The following is a 13,704-nucleotide window of genomic DNA, read 5'->3' as shown; positions in this document are numbered from 1 at the left end:
CATGATGCTCGTATCCCGGTCCGGAAGCGGGATGTCGACATCGGGAGCGGTGCGGCCGCGCACTGTGAGGGCGGAGCTGCCGACGGGTGCTTCAGAAAGCACGCCGGGGCGCCGCCACATATTGATACTAATCACTGAACAGTTCAGTTACAACCGTGTCGGCATTGTTTCTTAAGGCGCTTATGTTAAACAGGCGCGGTCGCTCTTCCGCCACGGACGCGGGCGTGGCGGGTGTCGTGCGTAAACGCACCACACCCGCCACCTTCGTACTCGCGGTCGACGATCGCGCCGCCCGCATCGCGGCGGCGGTGCTGACCGGTTCGCGGTCGGCCCGCGAGGTGCACTGGGATCGTGTCCAGCCCGCCGGTGCGGGCAGATCGGTCAGCTGGCGGTGCAGGCCGGCGTGGTGCTGGGTGCGGTGCCGGTGCCCTGGAAGCCGAACTCGGTGGAACCGCCGGCGTTGAGCCGACCGTTGTGACTGGCGTTGGTGAACCGGACCGAGCCGCTCGTGCCGCTCGCCTGAGCGTTCCACGAGTTGGTCACGGCGGTGCCGGACGGCAGCGTGGTCGCCACTGACCAGCCGGCGAGCGCATTGCCACCGGCGGTGACCTTCACCGTGGCGACGAAGCCGCCGTTCCAGGCGTTGACCGACAAGGAGGCGGTGCAGGCACCGCCCGCCGGTGGGGTTGAGGGCGGGGTCGAGGGCGGCGTGGACGGCGGGGCGGACGGCGTGTTGGTACCGCTGTAGACGCTGGCCTCGCGCGAGGTGGCCTTGATGCCGTTGGCGCCGTTGATGAACCGCTGGCCCCACGTGGTCAGCTGGCCCGGGTTGAAGTTGGTGGTCATGTCGAGGTACTCGACGCCGCTGCCGTTGCCGCTCCAGGACCAGCCGATGTAGCCGATGCCGCGGGACTGGGCGGTGGCCATGATGGTGTCCTCGTCCGGGTTGCCGTCCGAGTGGTCGTTACCGAACTCGCCGACCACGATCGGCAGGTTCGCGGTCTGGAACCGGCCCAGGTAGTCGGTGATCTCCGCGGCGGTGTCGAACACGCCGTACATGTGGATCGAGAAGATGGTGTTCTTCTGCGGGTCGGCGGCGAACAGCGAAGCGGCGTTGTCGCGCATGGTGAAGGACCAGTCCTGGCCCCAGTTCGGGGCGTCCACCATGATGGAGTGCTCGAAGCCGTTGGACCGCAGCCGGGTGATGGCGTTGCGGGTGTCGGCGACCCAGCCGCCCGCGTTGGTGTTGCCGTACGGTTCGTTGCCGATGTTCAGGATGACGTAGCGCTCCTGGCCGGCCAGCGCCGACTTGATGCTGATCCAGTAGTCGACCGCCTGGGCCAGCGTGGCGGCGGCGCCCTCCTCGCCGTACCCGGTCGTGTCGTGCACCTCGAGCACGCAGACCAGCCGGTTCGTCTTGCACTGGTTGATCACGTTGGTGACGTCCGCGGCGTCGTTGCGGGTCCAGCGGTTGCCGCTGCTCAGCACCACGCGGACGGTGTTCGCGCCGGTCGCCTTGATGTTCGCGAAGGACGACGTCTGACTGGGGTACCAGTTGTGGGCGTGGTTGATGCCGCGCATGACGAACGCGTTGCCGTTGGCGTCCAGGATGCGGGTGCCGCTGACAGTGAAGCCGGCGGCGGCATGGGCCGGTTGCGCGGCGAAGACCGTCGCTCCGGCCACTACGGCCAGGGCGGCCAGGACTTTCAGTACGAGTGATCTCACGGGTAGCAGCCTTTCCGGGGGGAAGTCAGCCGGCCGGGGCGGTCGTGCTGTGGTGGTCGGGAGCGCTCCCACGCTGGATGACCGCACATGCTGCCTTACTCGGTTCAGTAAAGTCAACCAGCAGGAAACCTTCTTGTAACATTGCCTCTGGTCAATGCGTTTAGAGGTGGCCGGCTGCCTTTCCGGACGATCGAGTCGAAGCTCAGCGCCCGTCCGGCGTAGTTTTTCGTGTTAACCCATCGTTTCGGCAAGGACATTTGCCGGGCGGGCAGTGCTCGCACGTGGAACGAGGAATGCCGTTGCGTGTTGGTAGCTCGGCGCGTCGCCGTCGGTGATGACGGTCATGAGCTGCCGGGCCGCGACTTTTCCGTACGCGGTGATGTCGCGCGACAGGGCCGTCAGGGGTGGGTGGACCACGCTGCACAACAGCGAGTCACCCCAGGCGACGATGGACAGGTCCCGCGGCACCGAGATCCCCATCTCATGCGCGGCTCCGAGGCCCGCCACCGCCATGATGTCGTTGTCGTAGATGATCGCCGTCGGTCGCTCCGTAGAGGAGCTGAGCAGGCGGCGCGTCGCCCGGCCGCCTTCCTCCCCGCTGTAGTCGGAGGGCACCGTCACGGCGTGCTGGACCCCGATTCGCCGGCAGGCGGCGGCGAAGGCGTCCGTGCGGATGACCGTGTGCAGCAGATGCGGCAGGCCGCCAACCCTGGCGATGGTGCGATGGCCCAGCGCTGCGAGGTATTCGACGGTGTCGGTGATGGCCGCCGCGTCGTCCGACCACACGCTGGTGATGCCTCCGAAATCGCCCGGGCCGGCGATGGCGACAGCCGGCAGCTGGAGCTGCCGTACGGCATCGAGGCGTTCGTCGTCGACCCGGACGTCGACGAGAAACACGCCGTCGACGCGCCGCTGCGCCGCCCACCGCTCGTACACTCGCAGTTCGGCATCATGCGCCGAGACGACGTGGATGGTCAGGTCGCAGGAGCGGGCCGACAAGGCCGCTTCGATGCCGCTGACCAGCTCCATGAAGAACGGCTCGACGCCGAGAATGCGGGCGGGACGGCAGATCACCAGACCCGCCGCGCCGGCCTTGGCGGCGGACGGCGCGCGGACGCCGCGGCTCGGAGTGAATCGCAGCCGCTTGGCGATCTCGAGGATTCGGTCGCGAGTGGCATCGGAGACGCCCGGCTGCCCGTTCAAGGCGTACGACACGGCCCCCTTGGACACACCCGCCTCGCGGGCGATGTCCGCGATCGTCACTCGCTTGACCACTGGTCTCCCTCTACCCAGGCCGAGCGGCCCGGTCCGGTCGGCTCTGCCGATTCAGTATGCCGCAAGAGATGAACGTCCCGGGCCGTGCTTCAGATCGATCTACTGAACAAATTGGTTAACGAAATACCCAAGACACATAGCTTGACAACAATGTCCACTGAACTTAACGTCTCTGTGCACAGCTGGTTCAGTGGAGACCGTCAGGATCTTGCAGGATCCCGGGCCGCGCATGGCTGGGATGAAGCCGCAGGCGCCTTCCCGCCGATGGACTCCGCGTAGCGATAAGCCCCGCCGCAGCCGTTCAACGTTGCCCCAGAGGACCGCGGTGCGCCGCGGGGGTGAATCGCGCCAGGCAACGGGGGCAAATAGGCATTGCGGACCCATCGGAGGTAATTTTGAAAAGGCGAAATGGTCTGCCGGCATTCGCCGTGCTCCCGGTCGTGGCCACGTTGCTGCTCGCCGGATCTCTTCTCCTGCCGACATCCAACGCCGGCGCCGCCACCGACAGACGCGCCGCCCCTGTGATTCAGGCCGCCGCGGCCGCGGCCGTCAAGGTGATGCCGCTGGGTGACTCGATCACCGGGTCACCCGGATGCTGGCGGGCCAAACTCTGGACGAAGTTGCAGAGCAGCGGCTACACCAACGTCGACTTCGTCGGCACGCTCGGCGATCCCGGTTGCGGCGCCTCCTACGACGGCAACAACGAGGGCCACGGCGGCTACCTGGCGACCAACATCGCCAATCAGAACCAGCTCCCCGGCTGGCTGTCTGCCACCCAGCCCGACGTGGTCATGATGCACCTCGGCACCAACGACGTCTGGAACAACCTGTCTGCCAGCACCATTCTGGCCGCGTACGGCAAGCTCGTCGACCAGATGCGGGCCAGTAAGCCGACGATGAAGATCCTCGTGGCGAAGATCCTCCCGATGAACCCCAGCGGGTGCTCCGAATGCGGGCAACGCGTGATCAACCTCAACAACGCCATCCCGGGCTGGGCCAGTGGCAAGAGCACCTCGGCGTCACCGATCACCGTCGTCGACCAGTGGAGTGGCGTCAGCACAGGCTCGGATACGAGCGATGGGGTTCACCCGAACGACAGCGGCAACGTCAAGATCTCCGACAAGTGGTACCCGGCACTGGCTGCCCTGCTGGCAGCCGGAGGTTCCGGGTCGGGCTCGGCCGGGTTGCTCGAAGGGTTCGAGTCCGGCAACAACGGCTGGAACGGCAGCGGTGTCTCCGCCGGCCCGTGGCAGGTCAACGAATGGGCGGCCCAGGGCAGTTACTCGCTGAAGGCCGACGTCGCACTCGGCAGCGGCAAGAGCTACTCCTTGTCCAGGACCGGCACCCAGAACCTGGCCAGCGGCTCGACGCTCAAGGCAACCGTCCGCGCTGCTGCCTGGGGCACGCTCGGCAGCGGCCTGACCGCCAAGATCTATCTCAAGAGCGGATCCGGCTACACCTGGTACGACACGGCCGTCACCGCGATCACAACCGGCACCGGTGGCACCACTCTGAGCCTGAGCCTGTCCGGCGTCGGCAACCGCAACGACGTGCGGGAGATCGGCGTGCAGTTCTTCGCCGCGTCCGACTCCAGCGGCACAACCTCGATCTACCTCGACAACCTCACCGTCGCATAGCGCTTGCTCGACCAGCCGTAGGCCGTGTCACCGGCGGCCTCGCAGGGTCGTCACTGCCGAGGCGCTCGCCGAGCAGGGGGATGACCAAGTCGCCGGCCTCGCTCGGTCTCGTTCAGTCGGACGGAATCCGTCGGCAGAGAGAAGAGCCGCCCGAGGCCGCCGGCGAGGTGAGCGACCTGCTTCGGGGTGCGGCGGATGTCCCGGCCGGTGGACCGGACGCCGACGATTGTCAGGCGCCCGGTCCAGCTTGCCCTGGGCAATGCCGTCGAGCTGATGCTGGATATCCGTGATCGGAGCGGCATCACGATTGATGCGCAGCCGCTTCAGGGTGTTGGTGTGCCGTCGATGGTGATGGCGAGGATGGCGACGTCGTCTCGTCGTGGTACCGGTCCGACGTCAGCGCTCAGGACGTGGTCAATCAAGGCGTGCGGGTCCCCGGTGGGTGCCGACTGTACTGCTGCGCACAGGTGCGCCATGCCTTGGTCGATGGTGTAACCCCGGTCCTCGACCAGGCCGTCGGTGTAGAGGATGAGGTCGCTGCCGGCTGGCAGTACGACATTCGTGTCGTGGTAGTGGGCGCCGCGGACCCCCAGCGGGGGTCCTGTCTCCAGCCGGAGTTGGCGGGTGGTGTCTGCGGTACGCAGGATGGGCGAGGGGTGTCCGGCGAGCGCGCCGGTGGCTGTTTCCTCGGCGACGTTGAGCTCCAGGTAGCAGCAGGTTGCCATGGCGTCGGGGACCAACCGCACGAGTAGATCGTTGACACGATGCATCACCGCGGCCGGGCTGTGGCCGTCGATGGCATAGGCGCGTATGGCGTTTCGTAGTTGCCCCATCGTCGCGGCGGCGTTGACGCTGTGGCCGGCGACATCGCCGATGACCAGCGCGACGGTGTCCGGTCCGAGCGGGATGACGTCGTACCAGTCGCCGCCGACGTCCGCGCCGTGGGTCCACGGGAGGTATCGCACCGCATGTCGCGCCCCGCGCAGTACGGGCAGTGCGGCAGGAAGCAGCGTCCGCTGTAGGTCTGCGGCGATCGACATCTGCGCCTGGAACAGCAGCGACCGTTGCAACGCCTGGGCGGCGAGCCGGCTGAACGCCATCAGGTTGTCTCGCTCGTCGGTGTCGAAGTCGCGCGGTTGCGCGTATCCGATCACGAGCGTGCCGAGCACCTGGCCGCCGGTGCTGAGCGGAAGGAACGCCCACGCCTGGCGTCCGCCGCCGGAGATCGCGGTGTCGGCGTCCGGTTGGGCGGCGGCGAATTCGGCTGGTGAGCCGAGGTAGCGGGGTTCACCGGTGACGCAGACCGGCGCCGCCGGATACGGATGTGATGCCGGCAGCTCGCGGAGCTGGTCGACGACGTCTGGTTCGTAACCGGCGTGGTAGCGCAGCACCAGACGGTCATTCTCGACCAGCAGCACGACCAGGCCGTGCCCGCCGGCTGACGGGCGCACCACGGCACCCATCGCCGCGTACACCTGGTCGGGGGTGTTCGCCGTCACCAGCGCCGCGGTCACGGTCTGTAGTGCGGCCGTACGTATCGCCGCGGCCTCCACCGCGGCTGCGCTACGCGCCAGTTGTTCCTGATGGTCCACGTGTGCGGTGATGTCCCGATAGGAGACGGCGAGGACGTCGACATCCACCCGGGCTATCTTCACTTCCCACACCTGCGCGGCATGGGGTGCGGTCAGCTGTTGCTGCCACACCTCGCCACTGTCGGCCACCTGGCACAGCGGCTCGAACAAGCCGAACACCGCATCGCCGTCGGCGTGGCGGATACTGCCGCCGACGAGGTCCTCCACCGTGCGCCCGGCCAGCTTGGCACCGACCTGGTTGACGTACTCGCGGGTGAAGTCGACGATCGTGTCGGTGTCGTCCCGGGCTGCGCGCAGCAGAGTGAACCCGTCGAAGGCCGCATCAAGCGCGTCATACAGATGGGCTCCGGCGTTGGTCACCAGACCCAGGGTCAGTTTCGTCAGGTCGACGAACCGGGCTATGAATCCGTCGCCGAACGGCACGACCCGAAACTCGAAGTGGCCATGCACGCTGCTCCGGTCGTAGTACACGGTGCGCGTCACGGGAACACGGTCCTGGACGACCTGACGGTACAGGGGGAGCGTGCCGTCGGTGACCGTCTCCGGCCACAGATCCCGGTACGTTCGCCCGATCAACTCATCGTGCGACCGTCCCAGGAACCGTGCGCCGGCGTCGTTGAGGTGCACCAAGGTGAAGTCGATGATCGTGCCGTCGTCATCGCGTACCGAGCACGCCAGCGCGCATCCATGGGGGTCGGCGTCGAGCAGGGCGCGAACGTCGGCCACGTGCACGGTGTCCGGGCCGTCCGCCATGCCCTGCCACCTCCTGCTATGTCATCGCCGACAGCGTACGCCCACGTCCCGTGGCAAGCCGTCGCCCGATCGATACCGTCACTGCAGTCGGGGCGGGCGCCGTAGGGCGGAGCGACCCCGTGTTCTGGGCTGCGAGGCCGTGGCGGCGCGGTGCTGAGGTGACCGATGGGTGTATTCCGACCGGCGGGGGTACCGACGTGAAGTGCACCCGTACAGCGGTCGGGAACGTAGCGGCGTGGTCACTGGTCCAGGTCGAGAGGTCCTTGTTCCGCTCCGGTGATCAGTTCCGTGTCCGACTGTGCCGGGGCGGGACTGCGCCACTCGGCGAGCAGCACGGTGGCGTCATCCTGCAGCCGGTCGTCCTGGTAGTCGAGGATGGCATGCACGAGCCGGCGCATGGTCTCCGGTCCGGGAAGCTGGTCGGCGAGGGCTTTGGCGGTGAAGTCGGTGAGTCGTTCGATGCCGAAGTGCTCGCCGTCCACCGAGCGTGCTTCGACGATGCCATCGGTGTAGAGCAGCAGGCGGTCACCGGGCTCCAGCGCCTCTTCCACGACCACCGGTGGGCGCCGGTCGCCCAGCGACACCGGCAGAGCGGTCGGGGTGGGCAGCACCTTGACGACCTTGCCGTGTCGCAGGACGATTCCGCCGGGATGGCCGGCGGAGATGACCCGCAGCGCGCCGGTGCGCTGGTCCAGCTCCGCCAGCACGGCCGTGATCATGCCGGCACGGTCGTGGGCTCGGACCGCGCTGTCGATGTGATGGTAGGTGGCGGTCAGATCCATGCCCGCGCGGCGGGCGTTGCGGTACGCGGCGAGAGCGATCGAGGCCAGCACGACCGCGCGCATGCCGCCGGCCGATCCGTGCCCGGCGGCGTCGAACAGGGCCAGGTGGGCGGTGTCACCGTTGACGGCGTAGTCGAAGGCGTCACCGCCGACGTCGTAGCTGGGTTCCAGGATGCCGCTGATCATCAGGTGGCCGGTCGAGAAGGACAGCGGCGGCAGCTGGGCCCGCAGCATCTCCGCGGCCAGCTGCATGGGTTCGCGGCGGCGAACCCGTTCGACGGTGTCGCTGTAGGAGCCGCGGGTGATGACCAGTTCGGCCAGCAGCGAGGCGACAGTCATGCAGTCGTCGGTCGCCTGGTCGCTGAGCGGGGCGGCGGAGACGACCTCGAGCACGCCCATCCGTTCGGCGCCGTTGAGCAGCGGCACCCACAACCGCCGTCCGTCGGGTTCGGTGTCGCTGACGCACGTGGTGACCAGCGTGAAAGCGCGGCCGCCGAGGGTGCCGTCGACGCTGAAGCTCTCGCGGTGCGGGGCGGAGCCGCCCAGCAGGGGCAGCAGCTCACGCTGCTGATGGTCGACCAGGTAGATGACCATGGCGGTCGCGTCGACCATCGGCGCGGCGCGCATGGCCATCTCCGGGAGATCTTCGGGCCTGGCGTGGTGCGACTGTCGCAGCAGCTGCCGCAACGACTCCAGACTGCTCATATCGGCCTTTCCGTCCTCGTGCGGTGGGTGGAGACAATCTTGCCCGCACGGCGTGTCCCGAAGCCTGCCGCCGTCGTTGATGACTCGACCGTCCGGCCGATGCCGGGCGGTAAGGTGATCTCCTCGGCAGTCGCGGCTGTCGAGTGGGCGGCCCTCGTAGCCGACACCGAGCAGACCGCAGACGGGGGACCCGGAAGAGGCTGTCCGGTGCCCGCTAATGCCAGGGCGCTCCGGTCCAGCCGGCCGAGGACCAGCTACGGCCGCTCCAGGACCCGCCGAGCCAGGTGTCGGGCGACCAGCTGCGGTGCGCGGCCGGGCCGATCAGCCCCGCGAAGCTTCCCCTCATTGACCCGAGATCGTTGGCGCATGTCAGCATAGGGCCGCGAACCGCGACCGATGTTTGTCTGCAAGCCTCGGCCGCCTGGCCGAAAGGCAAGGGCATGTACTCCTACGACACGGCAGGTCCAGTGCCCCCGGAGATGCCCGAAACCTTGCCCACCGGGCAAAGGCTACCGAAAACCGCCGATTGGTTCACCACTGCGGACGTGCTGGGCGACGCGCTCGTCCCTCTGCTGGCGGACTGGTGCGCCGTACACGTGCGGGCCTGCGTCGTCGAGGCGTTGCGCGCCGGCGTCGCTGTTCCCCTGGCCGAGCTCGGCCTGGCTCAGCCGGTCGACGGCGAGCTGTTGGAGATGGTCACGCTGCGGCACTGCGACGCCGAGCGTGAACCGATCATCAGGCAGTGGGCCGCCGAGAGACCGGTACGCACCGGCGACGTCTACGGCGCGGGGCGTGTCACCGCCACCGGGAAGACCCGCTACATGCCTCACGTCGCACCGACGATGGTGCATGCCGCGATCACCGATCCGCAGCAAGTGGCCCAGTTCCAGCGTCTGGGCATCACCAGTTCCATCGTCGTGCCCCTGTACACCTCGGCCGGTGCGCTGCTGGGCGCCATGACCCTGCTGCGTGAGCTCGACACCCGCGAGGCGTTCACCCAACAAGACGTGCTGGCCGCCGAGCAGTTCGCCCGGTCGGCCGCCGAGGCACTCGACGCGTCCCGCATCGCGACGGTCACCGCCGAAATGCCGGCGCCGGAGATCGGCGATCAGCGCAGCGCCACCTGGCGACCATCACACCCGCGTGCCACCACCATCAGTACCGAAGGCCGCAACTGGGCTCGGCGCACGCTTCCGGAGATCTTGACGCATCAACCCCGGCGGGACCTGTACGAGGACATGGATCTGGTCTTCACCGAGCTGCTCAGCAACGCCGTCCGGCACGGCGGAGGGCTGTGCGAGGCGCAACTGTCCAACACCGGTGACCACCTACGCCTGGTCGCCGCTGACAACGATCCGCGCAGCCCTGCGATCCGAGCACCCCGCGTCGACCGGCCCAACGGACGCGGTATGCGTCTGATCGAAGCGATAGCCGACAGGTGGGGCGTCCAGCGGCAGTACTCCGAGATCGGAAAACGCGTCTGGGCCGATCTGCGCATCACCGCGTAGGACCGGGGAAGCCCTCATCCCACCTGAGGTCTCGATGTGATTGCCCCGGGGATCGGGGGTATGCACCGCACATGACGCCGGTGAAGGTGGGTCTTTGCGGTGCCGGCATGGCGCTGACGTCCTACGCGCAACGCTTCCGGGTGCTGGAGGTGCAGCAGACGTTCTACGAGCCACCCCGGGAGGCGACGCTGCGGCGGTGGCGGGACAGCGTTCCCCCGGCGTTCGAATTCACCGTCAAGGCGTGGCAGTTGATCACGCACGAGGCGAAAAGCTCCACGTACCGGCGGCTGCGCACACCGTTGAGTGCCGAGGAACGCACTGAGGTCGGCGGTTTCCGGTGGACGCCCGTCGTCGCGCGTGCCTGGGAGACCACACTCGGGTGCGCCGCGATCCTGCAAGCGAGCGCGATTCTGCTGCAATGCCCGGCAAGCTTCCGGCCGACCGAGCCCGCCATCGCGCGGTTGCGGGAGTTCATGTCCCGAGCCCGCCGGCCGGCGGGGGTCCGGCTGTTGTGGGAGCCGCGCGGCCCGTGGCCGGACGAGGTGGTCCGGGGCCTGTGCGAGGAGCTGGACCTGACCCACGCCGCCGACCCGTTCCTGCGCCCGAGCCTGACGCCGCTGGCCTACTACCGGCTGCACGGCATCACCGGCGCGCGCCACGTGTACACGGATGCCGAGCTGGCACAGCTCGCCGACACCATCGACGCCGGCCCTGCGTACGTGATGTTCAACAACCTGCCCCGCGCCGCCGACGCTTGGCGGTTCAGCCAGCTGGTGCGCCGGGACGGGGGCGCTGCCCGGTCGGCGCCGGTCGGCGCGGGCACCGACTGACCGGCAACCGCGGGTGATGAGCTCACCGGTCAAGTCGCGGTCGTACGTGTGGAGCGGCGCTACCACCTGGCTGGATTCGGTCCGACGGGCGGCGAGATGAAGGGGGAACCCGGGATTGCCTTCCTCGGCAGAAGCCTTACCGGAATTCTTAGTCCTCTGCCTTGCGTTGTGTCGTACCGGCGGTGCCGTCACTTGATGCCGGTGCCGACGTCGACGCGCTGCGGTTCGTATTTCGCACCGCGACCACGCCGCTCGGGAGGGACGGCCGCATGTCAATCGGGTGGCGTCGACCGGGACTCTGCGGCCCCGAAGTGCTCGGCGGATTGCGGCACCCGGCCGGTCACCCGTTGCCACAGCCAGCCCGACGGGACGGTCCGTCCGGTCAGAACGTACTCGCTGACGGCGTGGTGGGTCATGGTGTCGAGCAGGGACCGGCGCGCCGAGGGTCGTCCGACGAACAGGAGCTGGTCGCCGGGCGCCAGGATGATGTCGCCGTTCGGGCCGAGAATGCTCTCGGAGTCCCGTTGCAGCAGCAGCGGCACAGCGGCGAGGGGCCTGCTCTGGTCCTGCGGGCTATTCAGCAGGTTCCCCAGCCGGGCGTCGCCCGCACGCAGCCAGGAGACAAGCGCGGGCGCGTCGCGATCGTTCAGGGTGACCTTCCAGACGCTGCCGAGGCGCCGGCCGCACTGCTGACGGAGGCGGCCGATGACTTCTGCCGCCCAGTCGTCACCCCGTGCCGGCATGTTCTGCAGGAAGCGCCACAGCAGCGGGGTGCTCAGCTGGGCGTAGACCTCCCGCGCCACCATGTCGGTCGGCACCAGCAGCCGGTCGACGTCCATCGCCGCGTACAGCGGTGCGCTGGCGGGCCGGTTCTGCCGCGAGGCGATGAACAGCGTGGGGTTGACACGGCGGGCAGCGGCGATCAGGGACAAGTTCGTCGTGTCGTTGTCGGTGCCGGCGACGAAACCCACCGCCTGCTCCAGCTCGGCGCGCGCCAGCACGGCGGGCTCGGATGCGTCACCCACGATGATCGTGGTGCCCGCCAGGGCGTCCGGCTGCTGGTTCATGATGACCACGTCCAGCCCCTCGGCGCGCAGGTCCTCAGTGAGCTTCCTGCCGAAGCGGCCGTAGCCGCATATGACCCAGCGTCCCGCGGTCGGCAGCCGACCCGGTTCGGGCAGATCGGCGCCCGGGCCGCTCTCCAGCCAGGACATCAGCTGGTACGACGCGGGTGAGCGCAGGGCCAGCCCCAGGTGGTCGCCGAAGCGGTCGAACGGGTTGACGACCGTCGGCGAGCCGAAGGCCCGCATCCGGTGCTCGATCGCAGGCGAGAGGGTTCGGGCGATGACCGGTAGGTCCGGGCGAACCAGAGCGGCGGTCATCGCGACGACCAGGTTGACCTCGTCGTTGTCGGTGAGTGCCAGCACTCCCTCACACCGGGGGTGCTCCAGACCGGCGACGGCCAAGGTGTGCGGGTTGCCGGCGTCTCCGGCCAGCCCAGGTACGTCGGCGTGGTACGAGTCGACGTCCAGCGAGTCGACGCGTTCCGCGGACATGTCGAGCACGACGAAGCGCCGGCCGATGGCGTCCAGCGAGCGACCGAGCAACTGCCCGGTTTGTCCGTACCCGACGATCAGCAGGAACGGCTCGCGCAGCCTGTTCACCGTACGGGTGAAGCGCTGCAAACCCAGCGCCTGCCGGAACGCCCGGTCCTGCAGCAACGTGAGCAGCGACCCGATCGCGTACGCCCACCCGACCACCGTGAGGTAGATGGCGGCCATCACCCACAGCCGCTGGGCGCCGGTGAACGGTTGGGGAATCTCGCCGTACCCGATCGTGGTGGCCGTGTAGCTCATGAAGTAGAACGCGTCGAAGAACCCCATCCGGGTGGGGTGCCCGGCGGCGTCCCGGCCGGGAATCAGGGTCAGGCCCAGCACGCTGACGGCGAAGATCGTGATCAGGACGATCAGCGGTGCCCGCATGCGGCGCAGGATCAGGAAGACCGTGGACGACGTCTCCGCCGACCGGGCGGAGAACGACCGCCGGGGTCGCCGCTGCCGCCGGTTCTCGCGATCCCGGAACCGGTGCTGCCACGCCGAATCAGCCACGACTCCTCCCCTTCACCGGCGGTGGAACGACACGGTCTCGATCACCAGGAGCACGACCGAGACGAGATTGGCCAGCAGAGCGCCCCCGGACAGCGACACGACGCTGGCCATCGCCGCCCCGTTGAGGCCGCTCGACGCGATCTGAGTGGCATATCCCCAGGCCAGCGCGGCGGCGATCAGCTGCAGGTCGGCGACGAGGCTGGTGGCCAGGTGTACCGCCCCGATCTGGGTACGGTCGCCGAACTTCAACACGGTCGCGATGAGACTGACCACGATCGCTGCGAACAGCTCGTACACGTTGTGCAACGACGGGTCCGACAAGTCGCCGATGAAGAAACCGAAGTTGAGTGTCGCGGCCAGCAGCACGAAGAAGCCGAAGATCACCTTTTCGAGACTCATGCGTGCCTCCTCGGGGTCGGAAACTCACGCTAGCTCGATACCGCCTCAGCCGCTGCGGGACGCTCGGCGTAGCGCTGCTCGACCTCGGGCGACCTGTGGGGAATGGACGAAGCCGCGGCGCGGACTGCGTGCGAGAGGTGGCGAACCCGGCAGACGAATGACCTCGCCGACCGCTGCCGCCAGGAACAAACCTGAGCCGGTCGGTTTCTTCGTAGGGGTGGTCAAGCGGTATCCCCGCCGGGCCGGCGCAGCGTCGCGCGACTGGCGCCGGGCGCACCACAGTGCGGGTCCTCACTGTTCCGCGGGCCTCTGATCGCCGGCCTGCATTCGCGGCGCCGCCTACAGACGGATCGGACAGCACCAATAGTGTTTGCCGTGCATCCGTATCGG

General features: G+C 68.3%; 9 protein-coding genes. 3 read left to right on the top strand and 6 right to left on the bottom strand.

Features of this window, described 5'->3' with window-relative positions; translation table 11 throughout:
• Nucleotides 1-381: 381 nt before the first annotated feature.
• Together ACZ6S4_RS01470 and ACZ6S4_RS01465 are read right to left on the bottom strand one after the other, a co-directional pair.
• Nucleotides 382-1,725, bottom strand: coding sequence for a cellulase family glycosylhydrolase (locus ACZ6S4_RS01470; protein WP_465472979.1), 1,344 nt, complete (start codon nt 1,723-1,725; stop codon nt 382-384).
• Between the two features lie 231 nt (nt 1,726-1,956).
• Nucleotides 1,957-2,988 (bottom strand): LacI family DNA-binding transcriptional regulator, encoded by a 1,032-nt coding sequence (locus ACZ6S4_RS01465; protein WP_465472978.1) that lies wholly within the window; start codon nt 2,986-2,988, stop codon nt 1,957-1,959.
• A 350-nt stretch (nt 2,989-3,338) separates the two neighbouring features.
• Here ACZ6S4_RS01465 and ACZ6S4_RS01460 point away from each other — a divergent pair, with 350 nt between their 5' ends.
• Nucleotides 3,339-4,637 (top strand): SGNH/GDSL hydrolase family protein, encoded by a 1,299-nt coding sequence (locus ACZ6S4_RS01460; protein WP_465472977.1) that lies wholly within the window; start codon nt 3,339-3,341, stop codon nt 4,635-4,637.
• 323 nt (nt 4,638-4,960) lie between these two features.
• On the opposite strand, the gene ACZ6S4_RS01455 is transcribed toward ACZ6S4_RS01460, so the two are convergent.
• Both ACZ6S4_RS01455 and ACZ6S4_RS01450 read right to left on the bottom strand, forming a co-directional pair.
• Nucleotides 4,961-6,982, bottom strand: coding sequence for a SpoIIE family protein phosphatase (locus ACZ6S4_RS01455; RefSeq protein ID WP_465472976.1), 2,022 nt, complete (start codon nt 6,980-6,982; stop codon nt 4,961-4,963).
• Nucleotides 6,983-7,221: 239 nt separating this feature from the next.
• Nucleotides 7,222-8,469 carry a PP2C family protein-serine/threonine phosphatase gene (locus ACZ6S4_RS01450; protein ID WP_465472975.1) on the bottom strand — a complete coding sequence of 416 codons (1,248 nt, stop codon included), beginning with the start codon at nt 8,467-8,469 and terminating at the stop codon, nt 7,222-7,224.
• Nucleotides 8,470-8,909: 440 nt separating this feature from the next.
• On the opposite strand from ACZ6S4_RS01450, the gene ACZ6S4_RS01445 reads away from it, so the two are divergent.
• Together ACZ6S4_RS01445 and ACZ6S4_RS01440 are read left to right on the top strand one after the other, a co-directional pair.
• Complete coding sequence (locus ACZ6S4_RS01445) at nt 8,910-9,977, top strand: GAF domain-containing protein (RefSeq protein ID WP_465472974.1); 1,068 nt, start codon at nt 8,910-8,912, stop codon at nt 9,975-9,977.
• A gap of 107 nt (nt 9,978-10,084) precedes the next feature.
• Nucleotides 10,085-10,807 carry a DUF72 domain-containing protein gene (locus tag ACZ6S4_RS01440; RefSeq protein ID WP_465472973.1) on the top strand — a complete coding sequence of 241 codons (723 nt, stop codon included), beginning with the start codon at nt 10,085-10,087 and terminating at the stop codon, nt 10,805-10,807.
• A 272-nt stretch (nt 10,808-11,079) separates the two neighbouring features.
• Here ACZ6S4_RS01440 and ACZ6S4_RS01435 read toward each other — a convergent pair whose 3' ends face one another.
• Nucleotides 11,080-12,915 (bottom strand): potassium channel family protein, encoded by a 1,836-nt coding sequence (locus ACZ6S4_RS01435; RefSeq protein ID WP_465472972.1) that lies wholly within the window; start codon nt 12,913-12,915, stop codon nt 11,080-11,082.
• Nucleotides 12,916-12,927: 12 nt separating this feature from the next.
• A complete protein-coding gene (locus ACZ6S4_RS01430; RefSeq protein WP_465472971.1) occupies nt 12,928-13,314 on the bottom strand; it encodes a DUF6394 family protein in 387 nt (128 codons plus the stop codon).
• Between the last annotated feature and the right edge of the window lie 390 nt (nt 13,315-13,704).

It is taken from the genome of Actinoplanes sp. NPDC051405, assembly GCF_055586185.1.
The sequence above is the reverse complement of the archived record's forward strand: the minus strand, read 5'-3'. Positions and strand labels throughout refer to the sequence as shown.

Excerpts from the sequence above, each read along its gene's own strand:
- ACZ6S4_RS01440 (WP_465472973.1), top strand. The coding sequence starts at position 10,085 with ATGGCGCTGACGTCCTACGCGCAACGCTTCCGGGTGCTGGAGGTGCAG.
- ACZ6S4_RS01430 (WP_465472971.1), bottom strand. The coding sequence starts at position 13,314 with ATGAGTCTCGAAAAGGTGATCTTCGGCTTCTTCGTGCTGCTGGCCGCG.
- ACZ6S4_RS01455 (WP_465472976.1), bottom strand. The coding sequence starts at position 6,982 with ATGGCGGACGGCCCGGACACCGTGCACGTGGCCGACGTTCGCGCCCTG.
- ACZ6S4_RS01450 (WP_465472975.1), bottom strand. The coding sequence starts at position 8,469 with ATGAGCAGTCTGGAGTCGTTGCGGCAGCTGCTGCGACAGTCGCACCAC.
- ACZ6S4_RS01445 (WP_465472974.1), top strand. The coding sequence starts at position 8,910 with ATGTACTCCTACGACACGGCAGGTCCAGTGCCCCCGGAGATGCCCGAA.